Below are 23,756 nucleotides of genomic sequence, written 5' to 3' on the forward strand. Positions count from 1 at the left end.
TCGACTCGGGGCACTACCGTCATCGCTAACGCCGGACCCTTGAGGAGAGCCCGATGAAGCGTCTGTTCACCGCCGCGCTGGTCGCGACGATCGGGCTGCTGGGCGGGTGCTCGATCGTCTCCGTCGACCGGGAGCAGCAGCGCCCGGCCGGTCCCGACGTGGTCACCCAGGCGCTGAAGGACGTCGAACGTTTCTGGGCGGCCGAGTTCGGCGCCGTCTCGGGCGGCGAGAAGTTCACGCCGGTGCGGGGCGGCTACTTCCCGTACTCGGAAAGTGATCCTCCTCCGGCCTGCGGAGGGCAGCAGTCCTCGTACGAGCCGAACGCCTTCTACTGCCCGCCCGACGACTTCATCGCGTGGGACGCCCAGCGGCTGATCCCCGAACTGCAGGAGGACTTCGGCCCGCTGCTGGTCGGGGTCGTCATGGCCCACGAGTACGGGCACGCGATCCAGGGCCGCATCGGTCCGGCGGACCAGCCGACCGTCGTGCTCGAGCAGCAGGCCGACTGCTATGCCGGGGCGTGGCTGGCCGACGTGCTGGCCGGGAAGTCGACCGCGTTCAAGGACGTGACGCCGGCCCAGCTCGACGACAGTGTGGCGGGCGTGCTCCAGCTGCGCGACCAGCCCGGAACACCGGCCCTGGCCGAGGGCGCGCACGGCAACGCGTTCGACCGCATCCGGGCCCTGCAGGACGGCGTCGACGAAGGTGTGACCACGTGCGCCGGATATCGGGCGCGGAACCTGCCGGTCACCGAGGTGCCGTTCAGCACTCGCGAGGAGGCGGCCAGCGGCGGCAACCTGGGCTACGACGAGGCGGTCAGCCTGCTCGCCGACGACGCCCAGTCGTACTGGCAGCGCACCTTCCCCCGGCTGACCGGCGCGAACTGGCCCGACCTGGCGATCCAGCCGTTCCGGGCCGGCGAGCCGCCCGCCTGTCCCCAGCCCGACGCGTCGGCCGAGGGCGCGGCGTTCTACTGCCCCGAGGGCGACTTCATCGCGTTCGACAGCACCGAACTCGGTCCCGCGCTGCACGAGCGCATCGGCGACTTCGCGATCGGCATGCTGCTCGGCGACCTGTTCGCCCGCGCCGCCCAGGACCGCCGGGGTGAAGCCACCCGCACCGAGCAGGGCCAGCTGACCGTCGACTGCCTCGCCGGCTCGTGGACCAACGACCTGCTGACCCGAGACGCCAAAAGCCGCGTACGTCTCTCGCCCGGCGACCTCGACGAGGCCGTCTCGGCCCTGCTGGCCTTCGGCCGCGCGTCCGACAACACCGGCCCGACAGCCTTCGACCGCATCGCCGCCTACCGCGAGGGCGTGCTGAAGGGGCTGCGGGCCTGCACGAACTAGGATTCACGGGTGCCGGAGATCGTCGAACTGCTCGCCTCCCCGATCCACCGGTTCGAGGGGCGGCCCTCCGACGGCCCGGCGCCCGCCCCGCCCGGCGAACTCGTCCCGTCGCTGCGCATCCGCGCGGGCCTCGGCGTCGTCGGCGACCGCTACTTCGCGAAACCGGCCCACCGCGACGCGAGCGTGACGGTGATCAGCCAGGAGTCTCTGCCGCCCGGCGCGGGCCTGGCCGCCGTCCGCCGCAACATCCTGCTGGCCGGCTTCCCCGTCGACGACCTGATCGGCGAGATCCTGACCCTCGACTCGGGCGACGGCCCGGTGCGGCTGCGGGTGAACCGCAAGGCCCACCCGTGCGCCTGGATGGACGTCACCGTCGCCCCCGGCACGTGGAAAGCGTTGCGCGGCAAAGGCGGCGTCCGCTGCACTCCCCTCGACGACGGCATCCTGCGTGTCGGCCCGGTGATGGTCACTACCTGACGACGATGAAGCCCGGAAGCTCTGACCCGCGCACGACCGGAGTGGTCTCCTCGCCGGTCACGCCGGCCTCTGGACGACCTCAGCGCCACCGTTCGGCCGTGGCCAGGACGTAATGCCGGATGACGTGGGGCCACGGCACCACCGCCAGGAAGATGACGACGAGTAGGCATGAGGCCGTGTAACCCCACGTCTCGTCGTCCATTGAGTCGGAGAGCCAGGCGGGCAGGGCCACCGCGATCAGCCAGATCAGCTTCCAGGCCGACTCGAACAGAAGCAGCGGGAGCATCGTCACGGGGTGGCGCAGGCCGACGAAGGCCAGCAGCGACAACGCCGCCAGCATGCAGTAGACGAGGCTCTCCGTCCCTGTCCAGGACGCGTCGTGGTGCACGACGACGGGCCACGTTTCGATCGCCAGACCGAACGCGAGCAGGGAGTAGCCGAAGCGCAGCGCGTACAGGCGCGGCAATGACAGCTCGACGGGTTTCACCAGGGTATTCGTTGTCATGAGTAGACGGTAGGAAGAACGAGGTCGACGCTCATCAGTGGAAGTACGGAGCCGGTACTGAGTACCGTCGTGCCGTGAGACGACCGGGCAACCTCCCCGCCGAGGCCACGAGCTTCGTCGGTCGCCGCCGTGAGCTGGCCGAGGCGAGGAGGAAGCTGGCCGACGGGCGCCTGGTGAGTCTCGTCGGGCCCGGTGGCGTGGGCAAGACGCGCCTCGCGGTCCGCCTCGCCTCCGATCTCGCCCGCGGGTTCCGGGACGGCGCGTGGCTGGTCGAACTCGGCATGCTGCGCGACCCGGCGCTGGTGACGCACACCGCGATGGCGGCTCTCGACCTGCGCGACCAGGCCGCCTCCGAACCGCGTGAACTGCTGCTCCGGCATCTGCGCGACGCCGAACTGCTGCTCGTCGTCGACAACTGCGAACATCTGCTCGATGCCGCGGCCGAGCTGATCGGCGACGTGCTCCGGACGGCGCCGGGGGTGCGGGTTGTCGCCACCAGCCAGGCGCCGCTGCGGGCGGCCGGGGAACACCTGCTGCCGGTGCCGCCGCTGCCAGTGAACGATCCGCTGGTGCGTCCGGGTGAGAACGAAGCGGTCCGGCTCTTCGTCGAGCGCGCCGCGGCCGCGTCGGGCGATTTCGAGCTCACCGACGCCAACCGGGCGGCCGTGGTGGACCTGTGCCGGCGCCTCGACGGGTTGCCCCTGGCGATCGAGCTGGCGGCGCTGCGAACGCGGGCGCTCGCCCCCGCCCAGATCCTCGACCGGCTACACGACCGGTTCGCGCTGCTCGCCCACGGCACCCGGGCGGCCCTGCCGCGCCACGAGACGCTGCGCACGACCCTCGAGTGGAGCTACGACCAGCTGACGACGGCCGAACAGACGATGTTGTCCCGGCTCTCGGTGTTCGCCGGCCGGTTCACGCTCGACGACGTCGAGGCGGTGTGCTGCTTCGGTGACGTGCCGGCGGCACGGAGCGTCGAACTGGTGTCCTCGCTGGTCGACAAGTCGCTGCTGCAGCGGGAGCCCGCTGCGGGCACGGCCTTCTACCGCCTGCACGAGACCACGCGCGAGTACGCCGCCTCGACCGGTTCCTCGGACGGCCTCGAGCATCGGTGCGCGGAGCACTACCGGCAACGGTGCGCGCGATTCGGTGCCGAGGGCCGCTACCGGCTGGTGGAGTGGCTGACGTGGATCGAGCCGGAGGTCGACAACGTCCGGGCTTTGCTGCGGGCCTGGTCCGGCGACGGTCGCGGCGTCGCTCTGGCGACGAGCCTGATCTGGTTCTGGGTCACCCGCGCCACGACCGAGGGCGTGCGCTGGCTCGACGAACTGGCTCCCGCGGCGGCGTCGCCGTGGACCTGCTTCGCCCGGGGTTTCCTGGCCGTGCTGCAGAACGACCCGGTCGTCGCCGTGCCGGTGCTGGAGCGTGGCGTGCTCACCGCCCGCGGGGAAGGGCAGCCCGACGTCCTGTGTCAGCTGCTCGCGATGGCGGCGATCGCGGCGCACATGGCAGGCGACCGTCCGTCGGCCGAACGGCTGCTCGCCGAAGCGGCAGCCCTGTCCGCCGGCCGCGACGACGTCGGTGCCACGCTGATGGTGCACCAGGCTCGGACCCTCAACGCACTCGGCGACGGTGATCTCGAGACCGCCCGTTCCGCGGCCGCCGACGGTGCGCGGCTGAGTCGCCGGGCGGGTGATCTTTACAGCCTCACGTGGATGCTGGTGAACCAGGGCTTCGCCGCGCTGCGCTCCGGTGACGCCGGCGAGGCGGAACGCCGGTTCGCCGAGGCGCTGCCGATCGCCCGGCGGATAGACGACCGGGTCGCGCAGTGTTACCTGCTGGGCGGCCTCGGCGCGTGTGCCGCGTCGGTTCGCGACCCGCAGCGTGCGGCCCGGCTGCTCGGGGCCATGGACGGGCTGTGCGCCGAGGTGGGTGCGATCGTCAACAGTGGAATGGCGCCCGCGCTGTCGTCGGCGACCGCATCGGTGCGGGCGGCCCTCGGCCCGGCCCGGTTCGAGTCGTCGCTGCGCGACGGCCGACGGATGAGCCGGGCCGACGCGCTGCGGCTGGCGCTGCGCGAGGTGACCGCCCCGAGCCCGGACGGTCCGTTGAGACAGCGCGAGAACGATGTCGCCGGGCTGGTGGCCGAAGGCCTGAGCAACAGGGACATCGGCGCCCGGCTGTTCATCTCGGAACGCACGGTCGAGAGCCACGTGCGCAACATCCTGAACAAACTGGGCTTCCATTCACGCACCCAGATCGCGAGCTGGGTCGCCGGACTCAAGCGCTAGGGCAGGTCATACCCCATCGACCAGAGCGCCCAGGGCCGCGATCACCCCGTCGAGCCCGCCGTGGGGCGCGCCGCCCAGCTCGGTCATGTAGACGTCGCGGCGGATCTCCACCATCAGGGCGGTCACCGCGGGCTCCACGCCGTAGTAGCTCAGCGGCACATACGCCCCGGCGAACGGCGTGTCGATCGCGACCGAGTACGACGAGAAAGCCCGAGTGGCCGGGGCCAGCAGCGACGGTGGTGTGTGGAAGGCGTCGGTGCCCAGGCAGATCTGCGGCCGCTCCCCCGCGCCGTGCAGCTCGTAGGGCAACGCCACCGTCGAATACGAGTGCACGTCGATCACCACGGCCCGGCCCACGGCAGCCAGACGCGCGGCGACCAGCGAGGTCATGGCCGCGGCATAGGGCTCGAAGACGGACGAGATCAGCGCGGCGTCGCGTACGGGATCATCGGCTCGCAGACGTCGCCCCGCGTAGCCGTGCGTGTAGACCGCGCCCATCCCCACCGACAGCATCTCCTCGCGCGCGTCCGGGAACCGTTCCGGGTCGACCACGAGCCGCGACAGCCCATTGACGAAGACCCAGGGGCGTACGGCCGAAGCCGCCCGCGACGCGATCACGTCGGTGTGTGCGTCAGTGAGGTGATCGAGCTCCTCGTCCAGCGAGTCGATCATGAACGAGGTAGAGCCCAGAGCGCGGGACGCGTGCGGCACGTGCAGGATCACCGGGGACCCCGGATCGCCGGGCTGGATGTGAAACACGATGCGGATGCTACCCAGCGTCGTTTCGTGAAAATCCTTCTGGATAGGGATGAAAGCCATAATATGGGGCATCGGGAGGCCCCGATGGCGATCAGCACGCGTTTCATCAGCAACATCCGGATCGGCGTACGTCTCGGCGGCGCGTTCACGGGCGTCTGTCTCTGCATGGTGCTCGCGCTGGGCATCGGCTTCTGGGGGCAGAACTCCGCGTCGAACGCCACCGAGTCGCTGGCCGCCGCCGTGGACATCCGCCGGCAGGCGCTGCTCGCCACGTTCCGCACGGCCGACCTCAACGGCTGACAGAACGGCTACGCCCTCGACGTGCTGCGCGGCGTCACCGGCGCCACCGACGACGGCCAGGCCGCCGGGGTCGCCGCGACCGGTGTGGACAGTGCCCGCGAGGCCGGCGAGACGATCGGGCAGCTCAGCCGGTCGAGTGCCGAGATCGGCGAGGTCGTCAAGCTGATCACCGCGATCGCCGCCATCGACCGGATCAGCGGGATCATCGGCCAGGTCAACGAGCATTCGACGACGATCGCCGCGGCCGTGGAGGAGCAGACCGCGACGACGGCCGAGATGAGCCGCAACATCGGCGAGGCGGCCACCGGGTCGGGCGAGATCGCCCAGAACGTCTCCGGGGTGGCGACCGCGGCCCAGGTGACGTCGGCGGGGGTGGCCGAGGCCCAGCAGACCGCGGGACACCTCGAGGAGATGTCCCGCGAGCTGCAGGGAATCGTCGATCAGTTCCAGCTCACTCGGCGTTGAGGCGGCTCTCCAGCACCAGCGCCACGATCAGCAGGGCCGCCCCGATCGAGCCGGCCAGCCCGAGCCGGTCCCCCAGGATCAGCACGGCCAGGACCGTCCCGACCAGCGGTTCCAGCAGCGCCATCAGAGCGGCGGTGCCGGCCGGTTCGGTACGCAGACCCCGGAAGTACGCGGCGTACGCGATCGCTGTCGGCCCGAGCCCGAGCACGAGCAGCAGCCCCACCGCCGCCGGGGACGCCGTGAACGTGAGCCCGCCGACGAGGACGAGCGGCGCGAGAATGATCGAGCCGAGCGTGAACCCGAACCCGGTCGCGGCCAGTTCATCCAGTCCGTCGACCGGGCGGGCGGCCACCAGGGTCATGGTCGCGAATCCGGCCGCGGCCAGCAGCGCGAACCCGGCCCCGGCCAGGTCGAGATCTCCTTGGGGCCGGCCGACCAGCAGCGTCAGACCGGCCAGCGCGAGCCCGGTCGCGGCGACAACCTTCGGCGTGAGGCGGCGCCGGCCGGTCACCGCCTCGACGAGCAGGACCAGCACCGGCGACGCCCCGATGGTCAGCAGCGTGGCGAGGCTGACCGAGGTGCGCGCGACCGCCGCGAAATAGCTCGCCTGGAAGAGGGCCGCGAGTACCCCGAGCACGACGACCCGGGTCCAGGCGGCCCGCCCGGCCGGGAACGGCCGGCGGGTGAGGACGAGCAGGACGACCAGCAGCAGGCCGCCGACCCCGAGCCGGGCCGCGGCCACGGCGAGCGAGCCGAGGCCGGCCTCACGGGCGAGAAGGGTCCCGGTGACGCCGCCGGTGCCCCAGAGGCAGCCGGCCGCGACGAGGTACCAGAGACCGTACGATTTGACGGGTTTTTGAAGATCGACAAGCAAGGGAAGCGCTCCTGCGACGAAGGAATCGGATCGGTCGCGGAAGCGGGACGATGGTGAGATGCGCCGATGCGCGGCGGGTCGATGGAAGGACCGGACGCGTCAGGGCTGGTCAGCCGTCCCGCTCAGGAGCGGGGCGGCGAGATGACGAAGAGTCGTCGGCGCATGAGCTGATGGTAGGCGAGGGTGCTCACCGGCGTACGCCCGGGGTCTTGACCGCGGGAATCGACGGAGCGCCGGTGAGGTTGGCGCAGACGTGAAGAAGAAGATCGGGTTTCTGTCGTTCGGGCACTGGCGCAACGCGGCCGGTTCGCAGACACGCACCGCAGCCGACGCGTTGCTGCAGACCATCGAGCTGGCCGAGGCGGCCGAGGAGCTGGGCGTCGACGGCGCCTTCGTGCGGGTGCACCACTTCGAACGGCAGCTCGCCTCGCCGTTCCCGCTGCTGGCCGCGATCGGCGCGCGCACGAGGCGCATCGAGATCGGCACCGGCGTGATCGACATGCGCTACGAGAACCCCCTCTACATGGCCGAGGAGGCCGCGGCGGCCGACCTGATCAGCGGCGGACGGCTGCAACTGGGCGTGAGCCGCGGGTCCCCCGAGTCGGTGCTGAACGGCGCGTCGGTCTTCGGCTACGAGCCGCCCGAGGGTCTGACCGCCGCCGACCTGGCCCGATCCAAGACCGAGATCTTCCTGGACGCCATCTCGGGCACGGCGGTCGCGCAAACCGACCCGGCCCGCACCGGCGTCAGCGGCGGCCTGGCGATCCAGCCCCAGTCCCCCGGCCTGCGCGACCGCATCTGGTGGGGCGCCGGCACCCGCGCGACGGCGCAGTGGGCCGCCCAGCTGGGCGTGAACCTGCAGAGCTCGACGCTGCTGTCCGAGGACACCGGGGTGCCGTTCGACCAGCTCCAGGCCGAGCAGATCGCGCTCTACCGCGGGGCGTGGACCGGCAGCCGGCCGCCGCTCGTGTCGATCTCGCGCAGCGTCCTGCCGATCACCGAGGAGATCGACCGCGTCTACTTCGGCCGGCAGGAGCAGGAGGACCAGGTCGGCCTGCTCGAGGGGGTGCGGTCGCGCTTCGGGCGCACGTACGCCGGTGAGCCCGACCGCATCGCCGAGGAGCTGGCCGCCGACGCCGCCGTGCAGGCCGCCGACACGATCCTGTTCACCGTCCCGAACCAGCTCGGCGTCGCCTACAACGCCCGCATCCTCGAGACGATCACCAAGCACATCGCCCCGGCGATCGGCTGGACCCCCGCTCAGTAGCTGTATCGGGTCACGGCCTCGGGGTGGATGACGATGCGCACCTGTTCGGCGTCGAGAAGCTCGGCGAGCTCGGCCGCGCGGCGCGGGTCGTCGAGATCCCAGTAACGAGCCGCGAGACGGGCGGCGAGGTCGTGAGCGCCGTCCGTCTCGATCGTGGTGGGCCCGGCCACGGAGATCCAGCGTTCGCGCTCGCTGACCGGGGCGGCGACGACGATCGACGCCCGGGGATCGCGGCGCAGGCGTTTGACCTTCAGCGTGTCGGGCCCGGTGAAGATCTGAACGGTGCCCTCGGGAGTGGCCTCGAACCACACCGGGCGCGGTTGCGGCGGTTGCGGGCCGGCGGCCACGGACAGGAAGCCGTGCAACGGACGGGCGAGAAACTCGAGGTCCTCGGCGGTCAGGTCGCTCATCGCCCGATGCTATCCGCTGCGGCCAGGCGCAGTGGCGCCGCGCGACAGCGTGATCACGTGGGACCATGCCCGGATGAGCCCACGGCGGCCCGCGCCGTCGGCACCGTCCCCGCCGGCGTCGCTGCGGGTCGTGGACGCCGGCGGTTCGTCCCGCCGCTTCGTCCTGCCCGGCGAGCACGGGGTCGTCATCGGCACGGCGCCGCACTGCGAGGTGCGGCTCGACGACGCGTACGTCAGCCGGCGGCACGCCTCCGTCGGCCGTTCCGGGGACCGGTTCCTGGTCGACGATCTGGGCAGCGCCAACGGCACGACCCTCAACGGCCGCCGACTGCACGGTCAGGAACAGCTGCGGCCCGGTGACGTCATCGGGGTCGGGCGTACGAGGCTGACGTTCGCGTGTCCCCCGGGCGGTGCGCCGGTACGGCCGCGCGATCCGGAGCGGCGTACGGCGGCGCTGGTCGCGGTGGGGGCCGGACTGGCTGCGGCGGGCGCGCTGACGACGTACCGCTGGGTGGGTCTGATCGCCGGGTTGATCATCCTGACGGTGGGGGTGCGCTGCGCCGCGCTGAACAAGGTCTTCAAGCACGGCGTGGGCCGCAAGGGCGCCAAGGACAAGGTCAGCGGCAAGACCAAGAAGGTCACCAACTTCACCGTCTACACGAAGATGTACGAGGCGAACCGGGCCAAGCTCGACCGCGACAAGGACGGTATCGCCTGCGAGAAGCGCTGAGCGGGGCAGAATAGGGGCATGGACGTGCGGCTCGCCTCCGGCGCCGGCGACGCTGCGAGCGTACGGCGTCTGGTCGACCTCGCGTTCATGCCCTACATCCCGCGGGTCGGCGGCAAGCCGGTGCCGATGCTGGCCGACTACGACGCCGTCGTGGCCGCGGGCCACTGCTGGGTCGCCGTCGACGCGGAGCGCGTCGTCGGGATGATGCACCTCGAGCCGGCCGACGACCATCTCGTGGTGGAGACCCTCGCGGTCGACCCCGAGGTGCGCGGCCAGGGCGTCGGAGGACGGCTTCTGGCCCTCGCTGAAGAGCAGGCCCGCTCGCTGGGCGTGCCCGAGCTGCGGCTTTACACCCACGAGGCGATGACCGAGAACCTCGCCTACTATCCCCGTCGCGGCTTCACCGAGACCCACCGCTCAGCACCGCGCGTGTTCTACACGAAAACCGTCGGATAGCTGTTCCGGAAGGCCAGGCGGGCGTCGACGGCGTCGGCCAGGGGATTCGCCGATGCATCATGGCCCGGCCGCGTCACCTCGGCCGGCGAGGAGTTAGATGGACGGCGAGCCGCAACCACTGGAGGTAGAAGCGTGCCGACGCCGTTCACCGTGGCGCGGGCCGAACCCGGCCTGCTGCTCCACTTTCCCGACATCGTGCAGCTCGCCGACGGGCGCCTGCTGGCCTGCTATCGCGAGGGCGCCGGGCATGTGCGCTCGGACGGGCGGATCAGCCTGGTCGAGAGCGCCGACGGGGGCCTGACCTGGTCGGAGCCGTGGGTGGCGGTCGACGGGCCGTTCGACGACCGTGACCCGAAGATGGGCCGGCTGGCCGACGGGACCGTGCTGCTCAGCTACTTCGTCATCGACTGGAGCACCGACACCCGGCACACCACGCACGGCACCTTCGTGCGCCGCAGCACCGACGGCGGCCGCACCTGGAGCGAGGCCGCCGAGGTCGGCACGGCCATGACGGCCGACGAGGGCCGGTTCGCCCCGGCCGCGCAGGCCTGGGCCGCCTCGCACGGCGGTGCGGCCGAACTGCCGAACGGCGACGTGCTGCTGCCGATCTACGGCCGCAAGCCGGGGCAGGAGTTCGAGCAGGCCACCGTCGTACGCAGCACGGACGGCGGACGCACCTGGCCCGTCGGGAACGAGGTCGTGGTGGCCGACAGCGAGGGCGTCTGGTTCCAGGAGCCGACGCTGACCGTCCTCGAGGACGGCGAGGTTGTGGCGCTGCTCCGCGTGACGCTCGACCGGAAGTACTCGCCGGCCGACCGGGCCTGGCTGAGCCGCTCGACCGACGGCGGGCACACCTGGTCGGAGCCGCAGCCGACCGACATGCCCGCGTCCTCGCACCACGCGCTGCGGCTGCACAGTGGCGAGGTGCTGGTGACCTACGGTGACGTGTCGCGGCGATTCTCCGAGCACCGGGCGACGACCGGCCGGCTTGTTCGCGACCCGGGCAAGAGCTGGGACGGGTACGGCGATGTGCAGCTCTACGACTCGGGTCACAAGGACCAGGCGAACCCGTCGAGCGTCGAGGTCTCGCCCGGCAGATTCCTGACGATCAGCTTCGACGTGCAGGACGCCACGGTCGTCGGGTTCTTCTCCACCCCGGACGCCTACCCGGCCTGAGTCACCGTACGAGGAGGGCGTCACCGCCGGCCAGGACGGCTCCGGCGACCGCGCAGGCGGCGAGGGTCAGTCCGGCGGCGGTGAGCCAGGGCCGGCGGGGCGCGGGGCGCGACGGCAGCAGACCCGCGAGCACCCCGACGGTCAGGGTGAGCAGCAGGAGCATGGCCAGCGGGCGGGAGAGGTAGACGCGGGCGGCGTCGAGCGGGTCGTCCCAGTCGGGCAGGTAGCGCACCAGCACCCCGGCGGAGACGGTCACCGCCGCGACCGGGCCGGCGACCAAGCCGTCGGCGGCCCGCCCGAGAAGCAGCAGCGCCGCGACCAGCGTGAACCCGGCTGCGGCGGCCGTCCACCAGTCGCGCTGAGCCTCCGGGTAGAGGTCGAGCGCGGGCAGCGGCACCAGCCACCGGACGGCGAGGGCGGCCAGCCCGGCCAGCACGCCGGTCATGGCCGCGAACGGGCGCCGGACCCCGAGGACGACAGCCAGGACCGCCAGGAACACCGCCCCGGGATAGAGCCAGCCACCGGCGAATCCCGACGTCCAGAGCAGCGCCGGGCCGTCGGTGACCTGGGCCCGGACCGCGACGTCGAAGCCGATCCACAGGGCGCCGCCGAAGACGAACACGCTGGGCACGGGCCACGCCCGGATCGCCGTCAGCAGCCCGGCCGCCCCGGCCAGGATCAGCGGCACGGCGATGACGTCCTGCCAGTCACCGGCGAGGACGTTGGTGGGGATGCGCTGGTCGAGGCTGACGAGCAGGCCGATCGCGGCACCGCCGAGCAGTCCGAGCAGGGCGGTCCGCGGTGGGCGGCGCCAGGTGAGTGCGAGCAGTGCCCCGGCGACCAGACCGGCCACCAGCGACGGGTACGGCTGCAGGGGCGTCGCGACGAACGCGGAGAGCCCGATCGACGTGCCGGACGTCCACACGTTCACGGCCAGCGCCGCCGCGATCGCCGCGACCGTGGCCGGCATCCCGACCGTCCAGGCGGGGTCGGCCACGACGGCGGCCCGGTGGTCCGGCGGCGGGTGCAGGGCGAGCAGCTTCTTTCGACCGGCCGGGGCACGGGCGAACAAGGCGAGCAGGGCGTCGGCCGAACCCGCGCGGGCGGCGTGGGCGTCGGCTTCGAGCTCGCGGTCACGGGTCACGGCGCGGGCGAGCAGCAGGCCCGCGACCCAGAGCAGGGCGGCGCGCGCGACGTAGGCGGCGTCGACGAAGACGCCGAGCACGAGCGGGACCGCCATGACGACGGGCAGCACGTAGAGCAGGCCCCGCGACAGCCAGACGAGCATGACGTCCCCGGCGGCGACGTGGGCGGTCTCGTGGCGCAGGACAGCGTCGAGGTGGGCCGCGCGGCGGACGGCCAGGGGCAGGACAATGCGGGTCGCGCCCTGGGCCCGTACGGTGAAAGGCTCTCTGAGCCACCACGGACCGAACTCGACGGTGGGAACGTCGCGGACGCCCAGATCGTGGGCGATCTCGGCGGCGCGGGCCTGGATCGGTGGTGGGACGGGATGGCGGGGTCCGAGACGGCGCAGCAGGATCGTCGGCAGCAGCAGGGCGACCGCGGCCGCGACAGCGAGCAGGAGCGCGGCCCCGGTGACGGCGAACAGGGCGAGGCGGTGTTCCACGTACGCCCGGCAGTCGTCGAACAGCGGCATCCGCGCGAGCGCCTGATCGGGGCCGGGCAGCCGGTCGTGCGCCTCCCGGAAACAGCTCTCGGTGACAGCCGCCCAGTCGGGCCCGACCGTGACGTGATGCGTGATCTGCCCGGCGAGAGCGCCGCCGAGCAGCAGCACCGTCATGACCAGTAGATAGCGGCCCAGCGTGGGCGACGGCGGACGACGCACCGCCCAGCCGCCGACCGCGGTGTGCGCTTCATCCAGGGTCTCGCGCCGCTCCATCCATGCCTCCACAGTCGACATTGGCGGAGATCGTGCCCGGAACACAAGGCCCGGAACACAAAGGCCCGGAACACAAGGCCCGGTTTCAGGAGGCGCCGAGGCAGACGAAGCCCGTTCCCGCGACGGCGCTCGCCAGGGCCGTGGCGGGCGGCGATCCGGAGGCGAGGGCTCGGTGGAAGCCGATCATCGCGTCGTGGGCCGCGTCGTCGGCGACCCGGGCCACGCTGGCCACGACGGTCGCGGTTCCGGCGGCGAGCAGCGCGGACGCCATCCCGAACGTCTCATCACCGGGCCGCACCTCGGTCAGACCGAGCTCGCAGCTCGACAGCACGACCAGCGCCGGCGGTCGTTCGAGGCGTTGCAGGTCGTAGCCGAGAACCGGACCGCCCGCCAGGTCGAGCGTCGAGAAGAGCGCGTTCTCGGCCTCGTGCCGGCCGTGCGCGGCGACGTGGGCCAGCCGCACACCGTCGAGCGCGGCCAGGGTGGCCGCGGGCGTGGCGCGTTCGCCGGTCAGCCGGGTCGCGCCCGGATAGAGCCCCGCGATCGCGGCGATTTCCTCGTCTCCCCGCAGATTTCCGGGGCCGGCAACGAGCGCGACCGCCGACGGCGGCTGATCGCGGGCGGTCATCCAGGCCGTCGCCGACGGCGCCACCGTGACCGGGCGGCCCGCGCACAGCGGCAACAAGGCCCAGGGAGCGGTCATCAGCACGCCGGTCGGCACGACGACCAGGTCGCGGTCGCCGAGCAGCGCGGCAACCGGATCGAGCACGACACGCTGGAGCAGCACAGCGTCGCGGCGGGTGGCGGCGCCGACGGCGGTGGCCAGCCGGGCCGGCAGGGCGCGCCCGGCGGCGGTGTCGAGGTCGGCCCGCAGCCGCAACACCGCTTCCTCGGCCGTGGCCCACTCCCCCAGGCCGGCTACCACCGCGCGTGATCCGGTCACGACCAGCGCCCGCAGCGTGTTCCCCGAGCGCAGGTACGCCACCAGGGCCGTCCTCTCGCCCAGCCTCGCACGCAGTGAACTCAGCGAGACCGGTGCGCCGCCACCGCTCGTAGCCCCGCGCACAGACCACGCGCTCTCGCGGATTCGCCGCCGCAAGGCCTCGGCCCGCCCGCGCAACGTCGCCGGCCGGCCCTCGACCTGCGCTTCCCGCAGCGCCAGGAGCGTCTGCCGCAGGTCTTCGAGCTGACCCGCCACCGCCGGGTCGTCCGGCGGCCGGACTGGTGGCAGCAACAGCGCCTGAGCACGTGCCCGCTCCGACCACCGATGTACGGCCGCCGGGGAGCCGCTCTCCAAGGCCGCCGCCAACCCCGCTGCGGCGAGATCGCGGCCGTGCGCCGAGGCCCCGGTCTGCAGGTCGAGGCACCCGAACCGGGCCCGGTGCCGGTGCAGCGCCGCCATCCCCGCGGCCAGTTCCCGAGCGGCCCGGGCGGGCTGCCCCTCGGCCCGCGCGATCCCGGCCCGCACGAGGCGTCGCAGCAACCGTGTGTCGAGGCGGTCGAGCCGCCCCGCCCGATGCAGCGCGCCGGGCCGATAGGACAAGCCTGCAGCCACGAGATCGGCTACGCGGGCGTCCTCCTCCAGCGACAGACGCCGCAGGGTGGCGGCCAGGCGGCGGGCGCGGCGGGGGTCCGGGACCGGCAAGGCCCGTAGGGCGAGCAGGTCAGCGAGGGCGGCCCGGCGACGGTTGCCCCGGCGGACGAACAGCGCCCGGCATTCGGTCGCATACAACGCCGCGGCACCACGACGGCCCGCGAGCAGGGCCGCCTCGGCGCGCACCTGCAGGGCGTCAGCCACCGTGTGTTCCTGCCCCTGGTCGCGGGCCTGAGCCACGGCCGCGGCCAGTTCGCGGTCGGCCTCCCGGAACAGGCCCGCGGCCACCAGGGCGCGGGCCCGTTCGACAGCGAGGGACGGCAGACGGCCGGGGGCCGTGCGCTCGTAGGTGTCGCGGGCCGCGGCGAACGCCCCGAGCGCCGCGGGCAGGTCACCGGCGACGACGTCGAGATATCCGAGGTTGACCGTCAACAGGGCTACCGCGAAGTCGAGGGACTCCCGGCGGGCCAGGCGCAGGGCGTGGGTCAGGTCGGTGCGGGCGGCGGCGACGCGGCCCGAGTCGAGGTGCAGCAGGCTGCGGTTGTTGAGGGCCTTGATCTGGTCGAGCGGCTCGGTCAGCCCGGCGAGGGCCCGGCCGAACTCGGACAGCGCGTGCTCGGGACGGCCGTTGCGGTGCAGCAGCACGGCGCGCTGGGCGTGCAGCACCGCGCGGCCCGGGGGCGGCAGCAGCGGCTCGGCCTCGTCGAGCAGCCGGAAGCCCAGGTCGACGCGTCCGCGCTCCGACTCGGCCCAGGCCAGGGTGATCAGCACGCGGCCGCGTACGGGATCGGGGGTCTCACCGGCCAGGCGCAGCGCCGCCCGCAACCGGCGCACCGCCAGGGCGGGCCGGCCGTCGTCGCTCGCCGAGACCCCGGCGGTGTAGAGCCGCCCGGCCCGGCCGGGAAGAAGGGTCACAGCACCATGGAGGGCGTCACCACCCTGCCCGAGCCGGAGCCGGCGTGGATCAGCAGTTGGGCGAGGCCGTGCGGCACCTCGTCGAAGACGAACCGGCCGGTGTCGTCGGCGGTGACGGTGAGCGTGGGGTCGGGTTCGGGGCGGCGCAGTTCGACCCGCAGCGCCGCCCCTGGGGCGAGCCAGCCGTCGATGCGTACGAGGTTGTCGTCCCGCTCGACCACGGTGATCATCACGGAGCGGCTGTCGGCGTCGAACGTGATGGTCCGGGCGCGTTCGCCGCCCGCCCTCGCGCCCGAGCCCGCGTACGCCGAGGGCACCTCACGGGCCACCTCGGCGTCGAGATCGTGCAGCGCGATGGTGAACAGCACCCGCTCGTCCAGGTCCGCCGGCATCGGGTCGAAGCGGGCGATCCGGTCGAGGATGTCCCGGTCGACGGGGTCCATCACGCGCCCCAGGCCGGATCGGCGAGCAACATCTCGCGCAGCTTCGTCAGGCAGCGCCCCCGGGTCGGCCCGATGCTGCCGTGCGGCATCCCGAACGCCTCCCCGATCGCCGTGTAGTCGGGCCGCGCCACCTGCGCCACGATCCCGAGCAGGTCCCGGCAGCGCTGCGAGAGCTGCGAGAAGTGCCGCCACAGCACTTGATCACGTTCGTCGGTCAGCAGCCGCTCGTCGGGCGGCGGCCCGGGGTCGGCCACGGTCTCGAGCACGCCCGCCCCGTCCGGCACGTCGCGGCGACCGCGCTGCTGCCGGTGCCACGCCTCCCGCCGGGTCGTGGTGATCAGCCAGGCGGTCACGGCCCGGGGCGTACGGATGTCGTGCAGACGCTGCAGCAGTTCGAGCCACGACGTCTGCACCACGTCGGCCGCGTCCTCGGCCGTGAGCCCCTGACCGCGGGCGACCCGCCACAGCACCGGGTTCAGTTCCCGCACCAGTTCGCGCAGCGAGTCGCGGTCGCCGTCCCGGGCGCGCTCGAGGAGCGCGCCCAGGCGTACGTCAGACATGGCCGCGGGAGACCTGGGGCCGGGCCAGGTCGCCGGCGAAGGTGGCCGCCGCGAACGACGTGCCGCTCCACTTGACCCAGCGCCCGCCCGGCAGCGGCCCGAACACGTCGACGCCGTCGCGGTAGCGGTCGACCCAATCGCCGTAGTTGCTGAACGTCGCGTGATACTTCCCGAACCCGGCGCCGACCGCCGTGACCAGCGGCGACGCGGCCGGCAGCACGGCCGGTTCCTCGACGTGGTCGTTGCCGGCCGACGCGACCACCGGGATCCCGGCCGCCGCGAAGGGTTCGAGGGCCATCTCGATGTCGTCGAACGGGTCGGTGTCGGACGGTTCACGGCCGAAGGGCAGGCACACCACGTCGACCGGCGAGCCGTCCCGCACGTAGGAGGCCAGCCACCGCAGGGCGGCGACCACCGTGGATTCGTACACCTTGCCGTCCGGGCTCATCACCCGCAACGACAGCACCCGGGCGCTGGGCGCGGCCATGCGGATCAGGCCGGCGATGAAGGTGGCGTGCCCGGCGTCACGGCCGTCGCCCTCGGAAGCGGGCAGGGCCGCGTCGAACGAGGCCCGGATCAGGAACGGGTCGTCGTCAGGGGTCGGGAAGTCGAGCCAGTCGCCCGGCTCGATCTCGACGCCGGTGTCGAGCAACGCCACCACGGGCCGCCGCAGCGCCGCGGGCGGGGCCTGCCACTCCGGCACGGGCGGCCAGTCCTCGCGGGCGAGCGCCAGCTCCGCCCAGGTGAACCCGTGCCCCCAGTGTTTGCCCGAGAGCTTCATCGTGCCGCCGAGCAGCAGCGGGTCGTGCCGCACGTCGCGGGCGCCGGCCGCCCGCAGCGCCCGCCCGGCCGCGAACGCCGCGCCGCCGGCGACAGTGAGGACCTGCCGGCCGCCGGCGTCGTGGCAGCCGGCGATCAACCGGTCGAGGCCGGCGCCTTCCAGAAGGTCGTTGAGCTTGTCCGTGTCGGCCGGGGCGTCGGCCGTCAGGGTGTCCGCGCTGTACCGCTCAGCTTCCATGTCCGTTACTCCGAGAAAATCCAAGAAATGATGGGCACCCTTGACGAGGTGCCTGCGAGTCGCGCAGATACCCATCGTCACCAGAGGACGGTGGCCGCGCAGCCCTCCGAACGGACGGAGCCGATCCCTAAGCGTCTTTGAAGACCTGTTCGACCATGGTCAGCAGGGTGGCCGCGAGCAGCCGGTGCACCTGGTCGCGGGTGAGCACGCCGCGTTGCAGCCACTCGCGGGCGGTCGAGACGGCCAGGCCCACATAGGAGCGGGCCATCGCGTGCAGCGCCGGGCCGGGCGCCGGACGGCCGACGGCCTGCAGCACAGCGTCGGCGGCCCGGTCGATGGCCTCGGCGATCACCCGGTCGACGTCGGTGTCGCCGGCCATGCCGCCGGCGGTGATCGCGGCCAGCCACGAGCGGCTGTGACGGGAGACGACGTCGAGGAACCAGGAGACGCTGGCGTCGACCCGGGCCGGCAGGTCGCCCTCGGGCAGCTCGGTCAGCGCCCCCTCGGGCACGGTGAGCATCACCCGGATGACCTCGAGGTAGAGCTCTTTCTTGGTGCCGAAGTAGTGGTTGACCAGGCCGCGGGCCACCCCGGCGGCGCGGGCCACGTCGGTGGTCGAGACGTCGGCGTAGCCACGCTCGCCGAACAGGCGCACGGCCACCGACAGGATCTGCTCGCGGCGCGCGTCCGGTTCCAGCCGGCGCCGCTGTCCCGCCTCGACACTCACGCGACGACCTTACTTCACGCCGTTGTTGACACAGCGCCAACAACCACGGAAGGGTAGGACCATGCCCACCCCTGGACTGGACGGCTACACCCCGGCGTGGCTCGCGCCCGAGCACGACGACCTCGCCGGGCTGGCCCGCGGCTTCTTCACCAAGGAGGTGCTGCCCTTCGCGGCCCGGCACGAGCAGCAGGGCCACCCCGACCGGGAGCACTACCGTCAAGCCGGCGAGCTGGGGCTGCTGGGGTTGAGCGTGCCCGAGGAGTTCGGCGGCGGGGGCGGCGACTTCACCCACGAGGCCGTCATGTTGCACGAGCAGATGCTGTGCGGCGAGGGCAGCCTGGGGCTGGCGGTGCACAGCGGCATCGTCACCGGCTACCTGGTCGCCTACGGCAGCGACGAGCAGAAACGGCGCTGGCTGCCCGGCCTCTGTGACGGCAGCCTCGTGGGCGCGATCGGCATGACCGAGCCCGGCGGCGGCTCCGACCTGCAGGCCATCCGCACGCGGGCGGTCCGCGACGGCGACGACTACGTGGTCAACGGCTCGAAGACGTTCATCACCAACGGCGGCCTGGCCGACCTGATCATCCTCGCGGTCAAGACGGACCCGTCCCAGGGAGCGGCCGGCATCAGTCTCCTGGTGTGTGCCGTCAACGACGACGTCCCGGGGTTCCGGCGCGGGCGCCTCCTGGAAAAGATCGGGCTGCACTCCAACGACACGGCCGAACTGTTCTTCGACGATCTGCGCGTGCCCGCGGCCAACCTGCTGGGCACCGAGGGCTCCGGGTTCTTCCAGATGATGACCCAGCTTCCGCAGGAGCGCCTGGTGATCGGCGTGGGCGCGGTGGCGGCGATGCAGCGCGCGGTCGAGCTGACCACGGCGTACGCGAAGGAACGGACCGCTTTCGGCAAGCCGCTGATGGGTCATCAGAACACCCGCATGGTGCTGGCCGAGTGCGCGACCCGTACGAGGGTGTCCCGGGTCTTCCTCGACGACTGCATCGTGCGGCACACCCGCGGCGAGCTCGACGTGGCCACCGCCGCGATGGCGAAGTCGTGGCTGACCGAGGGACAGTGCGAAGTGGTCGACCGCTGCCTGCAGATCTTCGGCGGCTACGGCTACACCACGGAGTATCCGATCGCCCGCATGTATGCCGACGCCCGCGTGCAGAAGATCTACGGCGGCACGAACGAGATCATGAAGGAGCTGATCGCCCGTGTCCTCTGAGGCATTCGTGTACGACACCTTGCGTACCCCCCGCGGCCGGGGCAAGCCGGACGGCGCGCTGCACGGGGTGAAGCCGATCTCCCTGGTCACCGGCCTGCTCGACGCCCTGCGCACCCGCCTGCCCGGCCTGGACCCGGCCCGCATCGACGACGTCGTGCTCGGCATCGTCACCCCGGTCGGCGAGCAGGGCGGCGACCTGTCCCGCTCGGCCGCCCTGCTGGCCGGACTGCCCGACACCGTGGCCGGCGTGCAGCTCGACCGGTTCTGCGGCTCGGGCCTCGAAGCCGTGAACCAGGCCGCGGCCCGGCTGCGCTCCGGCTGGGAACACCTGATCGTGGCCGGCGGCGTCGAGTCGATGTCGCGCAACCCGATGGGCTCCGACGGCGGCGCCTGGTTCCTCGACCCCGAGACCGCCCTGGCCACCGACTTCGTGCCGCAGGGCATCAGCGCCGACCTGATCGCCACCCTCGAGGGCTTCAGCCGCGAGGACGTCGACGCGTGGGCCGTGCTGTCACAGGACCGGGCGGCCAAAGCCCAGGCCGGCGGCCACTTCGCCCGCTCGCTCGTGCCCGTACGCGACGCCAACGGACTCGACGTCCTCACCGCCGACGAGCACCCGCGCCCCGGCACCACGGTGGAGAGCCTGGCCCGGCTACGGCCATCGTTCGCGAAGACCGACTTCTTCGACGCCGTCGCCCTGCGCAAATTCCACTGGCTCGAGCGGCTCGACCACGTCCACCACGCGGGCAACTCATCGGGCATCGTCGACGGCGCGGGCCTCGTACTGCTGGGCAGTGAACAGGCCGGCCGCGAACTGGGCCTGACCCCGCGCGCCCGCATCGCCGGGGCCGCCGTCACCGGGGCCGACCCGACGCTGATGCTCACCGGACCGGCCCCCGCCACCCGAAAGGCCCTGGCCGCGGCCGGGCTGACCGTCGCCGACATCGACCTGTTCGAGATCAACGAGGCGTTCGCGGCGGTGGTCCTCAAATACATCCGCGACCTCGATCTCGACCCCGAGACGGTCAACGTCAACGGCGGGGCGATCGCGCTCGGTCATCCCCTGGGAGCGACCGGCGCGATGCTGCTCGGCACCGCCCTCGACGAGCTGGAACGGCGTGACCTGCGCCGGGCCGTCGTCACCCTGTGCATCGGCGGCGGCATGGGCGTCGCGACCGTCCTGGAGAGGCTCTGATGATCAACTACGAGCGGGACGGCGACGGCGTCGTCACCCTCACCCTCGACGACCCCGACCAGTCGGCGAACACGATGAACGCCACCTATGTGGCCGCGATGACCGCCGCGCTCGACCGCCTCGAAGCCGAGCGCGAGCAGGTCACCGGCGTGATCGTGACCAGCGCCAAGAAGACGTTCTTCGCCGGTGGCGACCTGCCCTCGATGGCCCGCGCCGAGAAGGAGGACGCGCCCGCCCTGTTCGAGCTGCTCACGACCATCAAGCGCGACTTCCGGCGGCTGGAGACGTACGGCCGCCCGGTCGTCGCCGCGATCAACGGGGCCGCGCTCGGCGGGGGCCTCGAGGTGGCGCTCGCCTGCCATCACCGGATCGCCCTCGACGCGCCGGGGACGCGGCTCGGTTTCCCCGAGGTGACCCTCGGTCTGCTGCCGGGCGCCGGCGGCGTGACCCGTACGGTGAGGATGTTGGGGTTGGCTCCGGCTCTGACGACGTGGTTGCTCACCGGCCGCCGCCTGCGGCCCGCCGACGCCCGCGACAACGGTCTGGTCGACGAGGTGGTGGATACACCGGCCGCGTTGATCGAGAGCGCTCGCGCGTGGATCGCCGCCAACCCCGACGCCGCCCAGCCCTGGGACCGCGAGGGTTACCGCATGCCCGGCGGCACTCCCGCCTCCCCCAAACTGGCCGCGATGCTGCCCGCCTTCCCGGCCACCCTGCGACAGCAGCTCAAGGGCGCCTCGCTGCCCGCGCCCGAGAAGATCCTGGCGACCGCCGTCGAGGGCGCCCAGGTCGATTTCGAGACCGCGCTGGTCATCGAGACCCGCCACCTGATCACGCTGCTCACCTCGCAGATCGCCAAGAACATGATGGGTGCGCTCTTCTTCGACATGCGCGCGGTCAACGGCGGCCTGGCCCGCCCGGACGTCGAGGTCGCCCCGGCCCGCAAGGTGGCCGTGCTCGGCGCCGGGATGATGGGGGCGGGTATCGCGTACGCCTGCGCCCGCGCCGGCCTCGACGTGGTGGTCAAGGACGTGACCCCGCTGCTCGCGGCCCGCGCGACCCAGCAGAAGGGCGACCCGGCCGTGCTGGCCCGCATCACCACGACCGCCGACCCGCGCGACCTGGCCGGCTGCGACGTGCTGATCGAGGCCGTCTTCGAAGACCCGGCGCTGAAAAACGCCGTCTACGCGGAGGTGGCGCCCTACCTCACCGAGGACGCCCTGCTCGCGTCGAACACGTCCACCCTGCCGATCACCGGCCTCGCGAGGGGCGTCGAACGGCCGGGCGACTTCATCGGGATGCATTTCTTCTCTCCCGTCGGCAAGATGCCGCTGCTGGAGATCGTCGTCGGCGAGCAGACCGGCGACGAGGCCGTGGCCCGCGCCTTCGACCTGGGCCGGCGCATCGGCAAGACCCCGATCGTGGTCAACGACGGGCGCGGCTTCTTCACCAGCCGGGTCATCGGCAAGTTCCTCGACGAGGCGATCGGCATGCTGGCCGAGGGCGTCCCGGCGCCGTCGATCGAGCACGCGGCGCTGCAGGCCGGCTATCCGACCGGGCCTCTCGCGCTGGCCGACGAGGTCAGCCTGTCGCTCGTGCAGCGCATCCGCCGGCAGTTCGAGGCGGCCGCCGGGGACGCGTTCGTGGCCCTGCCCTCGCACGCCCTGGTCGACGCGATGGTCGGGGAACACGATCGGCCCGGCCGGGCGGCGGGCCGCGGCTTCTACACGTACGCCGAAGGCCGTCGCGGCGCTCTCTGGCCCGGCTTGGCGTCGTTCGCGACCGATGAGGGCCGTTCGGTTCCGCTCGAAGACCTCAAGGACCGGTTCCTGTTCGCCGAGGCCATCGACGCGCGCCGCTGCCTGGACGAGGGTGTGCTGCGCACCGAGGAGGACGGCAACGTCGGCTCGATCCTCGGCATCGGCTACCCCGCGTGGACCGGCGGCGTGCTGCGCTTCGCCCGCCAGCACGCTGATTTTCACCGCCGTGCCCGTTCGCTGGCCGCCCGCTACGGCGACCGGTTCATTCCGGCATGACAACCCTTTCCGGCGTACGGGTGGTGGAGCTGGCCGGGTTGGCGCCCGGCCCGTTCGGGTGCATGGTGCTGGCCGATCTCGGCGCTGACGTCGTGCGCGTCGACCGCCCCGGCGGGCCGTTGCTGCCGACGGGACCGCTCGACCGTGGCCGCCGCACGGTCGAACTCGATCTTAAGACCCAGGCCGGGGTGGCTGACCTGCTGCGCCTGGCCGCGAGCGCCGACGTGCTGGTCGAGGGCTACCGCCCCGGCGTCGCCGAGCGGCTCGGGTTCGGCCCGGCCGAGTGCGAGAAGATCAACCCCAGGCTCGTGTACGCCCGGATGACCGGCTGGGGCCAGGACGGACCCCTCGCCGCACGGGCCGGGCACGACATCGACTACATCGCCGTCGCCGGAGCGCTCGAACCCCTCGGCCGCCCCGGCGAACGCCCGCACGCCCCGATCAACCTGCTCGGTGATTTCGCCGGGGGCGGCATGCTTCTGGCCGTGGGGGTGCTCGCCGCCCTGCTCGAACGGTCCCGCTCGGGGCGTGGCCAGGTGGTCGACGCGGCCATGGTCGACGGGTCGGCGCTGCTCATGACGTTCCTGCACGGCATGACGGCCTCGGGCCTGTGGAACGGGGAGCGGGGCGAGAACCTGCTCGACGGCGGAGCGCCGTTCTACGACACCTACCGGACCTCGGACGGCGGTTACATGGCGGTGGGGGCGCTCGAGCCGCCGTTCTTCCAGGCGCTGCTCGACGGCCTCGACGTTTCTGACGTTTCCCCGCAATACGACAAGTCGGGCTGGCCCGCCATGCGCGCCTTGCTGGCGTCACGTTTCCTCACCCGCACGCGCGACGAGTGGACCGCGGTTTTCGCCTCCCTGGACGCTTGCGTCGCGCCCGTGCTCTCCCCGGTCGAAGCGCCAGCACACCCCCACAACCACTTCCGTCGTACGTTCGTCGACGTGGACGGCGTCACCCAGCCCGCGCCGGCGCCGCGCTTCGGTCGTACGCCCTCACAAGAACCGCAACCACCCACGGCCGTGACCGTTCCGGAGGTCCTCGCCGGCTGGTAAACCCTCAGGCGGGCGCTCACGCGGCC

23 protein-coding genes are annotated in these 23,756 nt (G+C 72.6%); 13 read left to right on the forward strand and 10 right to left on the reverse strand.

The window, feature by feature from the left end; all coding sequences use genetic code 11:
- Positions 1-53 precede the first annotated feature (53 nt).
- Both EER30_RS14790 and EER30_RS14795 read left to right on the forward strand, forming a co-directional pair.
- The gene (locus EER30_RS14790; RefSeq protein WP_127500994.1) at positions 54-1,349 is read left to right on the forward strand and encodes a neutral zinc metallopeptidase; all 1,296 of its coding nucleotides are present in this window, start codon (positions 54-56) and stop codon (positions 1,347-1,349) included.
- Positions 1,350-1,358: 9 nt separating this feature from the next.
- The gene (locus EER30_RS14795; protein ID WP_127500995.1) at positions 1,359-1,826 is read left to right on the forward strand and encodes a molybdenum cofactor biosysynthesis protein; all 468 of its coding nucleotides are present in this window, start codon (positions 1,359-1,361) and stop codon (positions 1,824-1,826) included.
- Positions 1,827-1,905: 79 nt separating this feature from the next.
- Here the strand turns inward: EER30_RS14795 and EER30_RS14800 are convergent, their stop codons facing one another.
- A complete protein-coding gene (locus EER30_RS14800) occupies positions 1,906-2,331 on the reverse strand; it encodes a hypothetical protein (RefSeq protein WP_127500996.1) in 426 nt (141 codons plus the stop codon).
- 74 nt (positions 2,332-2,405) lie between these two features.
- Here EER30_RS14800 and EER30_RS14805 point away from each other — a divergent pair, with 74 nt between their 5' ends.
- Positions 2,406-4,622: a helix-turn-helix transcriptional regulator gene (locus EER30_RS14805; protein WP_127500997.1), complete on the forward strand. Its 2,217-nt coding sequence runs from the start codon at positions 2,406-2,408 to the stop codon at positions 4,620-4,622.
- A 6-nt stretch (positions 4,623-4,628) separates the two neighbouring features.
- Here the strand turns inward: EER30_RS14805 and EER30_RS14810 are convergent, their stop codons facing one another.
- Positions 4,629-5,381, reverse strand: coding sequence for an N-formylglutamate amidohydrolase (locus EER30_RS14810; RefSeq protein ID WP_240670020.1), 753 nt, complete (start codon positions 5,379-5,381; stop codon positions 4,629-4,631).
- Between the two features lie 84 nt (positions 5,382-5,465).
- Here EER30_RS14810 and EER30_RS14815 point away from each other — a divergent pair, with 84 nt between their 5' ends.
- Together EER30_RS14815 and EER30_RS14820 are read left to right on the forward strand one after the other, a co-directional pair.
- Positions 5,466-5,681: a hypothetical protein gene (locus tag EER30_RS14815; RefSeq protein WP_127500999.1), complete on the forward strand. Its 216-nt coding sequence runs from the start codon at positions 5,466-5,468 to the stop codon at positions 5,679-5,681.
- A 21-nt stretch (positions 5,682-5,702) separates the two neighbouring features.
- On the forward strand, positions 5,703-6,146 hold the full coding sequence (locus EER30_RS14820; RefSeq protein ID WP_127501000.1) for a methyl-accepting chemotaxis protein: 444 nt from the start codon (positions 5,703-5,705) through the stop codon (positions 6,144-6,146).
- Here the strand turns inward: EER30_RS14820 and EER30_RS14825 are convergent.
- Positions 6,133-7,020 (reverse strand): DMT family transporter, encoded by an 888-nt coding sequence (locus EER30_RS14825; RefSeq protein ID WP_127501001.1) that lies wholly within the window; start codon positions 7,018-7,020, stop codon positions 6,133-6,135. The genes EER30_RS14820 and EER30_RS14825 overlap by 14 nt on opposite strands.
- Before the next feature lie 253 nt (positions 7,021-7,273).
- Here EER30_RS14825 and EER30_RS14830 point away from each other — a divergent pair, with 253 nt between their 5' ends.
- The gene (locus EER30_RS14830; protein ID WP_127501002.1) at positions 7,274-8,287 is read left to right on the forward strand and encodes an LLM class flavin-dependent oxidoreductase; all 1,014 of its coding nucleotides are present in this window, start codon (positions 7,274-7,276) and stop codon (positions 8,285-8,287) included.
- Here EER30_RS14830 and EER30_RS14835 read toward each other — a convergent pair.
- Positions 8,281-8,697 carry a pyridoxamine 5'-phosphate oxidase family protein gene (locus EER30_RS14835; RefSeq protein ID WP_127501003.1) on the reverse strand — a complete coding sequence of 139 codons (417 nt, stop codon included), beginning with the start codon at positions 8,695-8,697 and terminating at the stop codon, positions 8,281-8,283. The genes EER30_RS14830 and EER30_RS14835 overlap by 7 nt on opposite strands.
- Before the next feature lie 73 nt (positions 8,698-8,770).
- Here EER30_RS14835 and EER30_RS14840 point away from each other — a divergent pair, with 73 nt between their 5' ends.
- The 3 genes from EER30_RS14840 (at position 8,771) to EER30_RS14850 (ending at position 11,059) form a co-directional block, all read left to right on the forward strand.
- Positions 8,771-9,427, forward strand: coding sequence for an FHA domain-containing protein (locus tag EER30_RS14840; RefSeq protein WP_127501004.1), 657 nt, complete (start codon positions 8,771-8,773; stop codon positions 9,425-9,427).
- Positions 9,428-9,445: 18 nt separating this feature from the next.
- Positions 9,446-9,883, forward strand: coding sequence for a GNAT family N-acetyltransferase (locus EER30_RS14845; protein ID WP_127501005.1), 438 nt, complete (start codon positions 9,446-9,448; stop codon positions 9,881-9,883).
- 132 nt (positions 9,884-10,015) lie between these two features.
- Positions 10,016-11,059, forward strand: coding sequence for a sialidase family protein (locus EER30_RS14850; RefSeq protein WP_164842333.1), 1,044 nt, complete (start codon positions 10,016-10,018; stop codon positions 11,057-11,059).
- Between the two features lies 1 nt (position 11,060).
- Here EER30_RS14850 and EER30_RS14855 read toward each other — a convergent pair whose 3' ends face one another.
- The 6 genes from EER30_RS14855 to EER30_RS14880 all read right to left on the reverse strand — a co-directional run bounded on the left by EER30_RS14855 (position 11,061) and on the right by EER30_RS14880 (position 18,216).
- Positions 11,061-12,980, reverse strand: a complete 1,920-nt coding sequence (locus tag EER30_RS14855; RefSeq protein ID WP_127501007.1) for a M48 family metalloprotease — start codon at positions 12,978-12,980, stop codon at positions 11,061-11,063.
- 64 nt (positions 12,981-13,044) lie between these two features.
- The gene (locus EER30_RS49605; protein WP_127501008.1) at positions 13,045-15,468 is read right to left on the reverse strand and encodes a CHAT domain-containing protein; all 2,424 of its coding nucleotides are present in this window, start codon (positions 15,466-15,468) and stop codon (positions 13,045-13,047) included.
- A complete protein-coding gene (locus EER30_RS14865) occupies positions 15,465-15,911 on the reverse strand; it encodes a carboxypeptidase regulatory-like domain-containing protein (RefSeq protein WP_127501009.1) in 447 nt (148 codons plus the stop codon). Before EER30_RS14865 ends, EER30_RS49605 begins: the two co-directional genes overlap by 4 nt.
- Complete coding sequence (locus tag EER30_RS14870) at positions 15,911-16,471, reverse strand: RNA polymerase sigma factor (protein WP_127501010.1); 561 nt, start codon at positions 16,469-16,471, stop codon at positions 15,911-15,913. The genes EER30_RS14865 and EER30_RS14870 overlap by 1 nt, the downstream gene beginning before the upstream one ends.
- Positions 16,464-17,489 carry a S8/S53 family peptidase gene (locus EER30_RS14875; protein ID WP_164842334.1) on the reverse strand — a complete coding sequence of 342 codons (1,026 nt, stop codon included), beginning with the start codon at positions 17,487-17,489 and terminating at the stop codon, positions 16,464-16,466. Before EER30_RS14875 ends, EER30_RS14870 begins: the two co-directional genes overlap by 8 nt.
- 127 nt (positions 17,490-17,616) lie before the next feature.
- Positions 17,617-18,216, reverse strand: coding sequence for a TetR/AcrR family transcriptional regulator (locus tag EER30_RS14880; protein WP_127501012.1), 600 nt, complete (start codon positions 18,214-18,216; stop codon positions 17,617-17,619).
- A 61-nt stretch (positions 18,217-18,277) separates the two neighbouring features.
- Between EER30_RS14880 and EER30_RS14885 the strand changes: the two genes are divergently transcribed.
- Genes EER30_RS14885 through EER30_RS14900 form a run of 4 tightly spaced genes read left to right on the forward strand, consistent with a single transcriptional unit; the run spans position 18,278 to position 23,730 of the window.
- Positions 18,278-19,441 carry an acyl-CoA dehydrogenase family protein gene (locus EER30_RS14885; protein ID WP_127501013.1) on the forward strand — a complete coding sequence of 388 codons (1,164 nt, stop codon included), beginning with the start codon at positions 18,278-18,280 and terminating at the stop codon, positions 19,439-19,441.
- Positions 19,431-20,636: an acetyl-CoA C-acetyltransferase gene (locus EER30_RS14890; protein ID WP_127501014.1), complete on the forward strand. Its 1,206-nt coding sequence runs from the start codon at positions 19,431-19,433 to the stop codon at positions 20,634-20,636. The genes EER30_RS14885 and EER30_RS14890 overlap by 11 nt, the downstream gene beginning before the upstream one ends.
- Positions 20,636-22,672: a 3-hydroxyacyl-CoA dehydrogenase NAD-binding domain-containing protein gene (locus EER30_RS14895; protein ID WP_127501015.1), complete on the forward strand. Its 2,037-nt coding sequence runs from the start codon at positions 20,636-20,638 to the stop codon at positions 22,670-22,672. The genes EER30_RS14890 and EER30_RS14895 overlap by 1 nt, the downstream gene beginning before the upstream one ends.
- Complete coding sequence (locus EER30_RS14900; protein WP_127501016.1) at positions 22,669-23,730, forward strand: CaiB/BaiF CoA transferase family protein; 1,062 nt, start codon at positions 22,669-22,671, stop codon at positions 23,728-23,730. Before EER30_RS14895 ends, EER30_RS14900 begins: the two co-directional genes overlap by 4 nt.
- Positions 23,731-23,756: the final 26 nt, after the last annotated feature.

Origin of the sequence: Actinoplanes solisilvae (assembly GCF_003999975.1) — a bacterium.
GTDB classification, from domain to species: Bacteria; Actinomycetota; Actinomycetes; order Mycobacteriales; family Micromonosporaceae; genus Actinoplanes; species Actinoplanes solisilvae.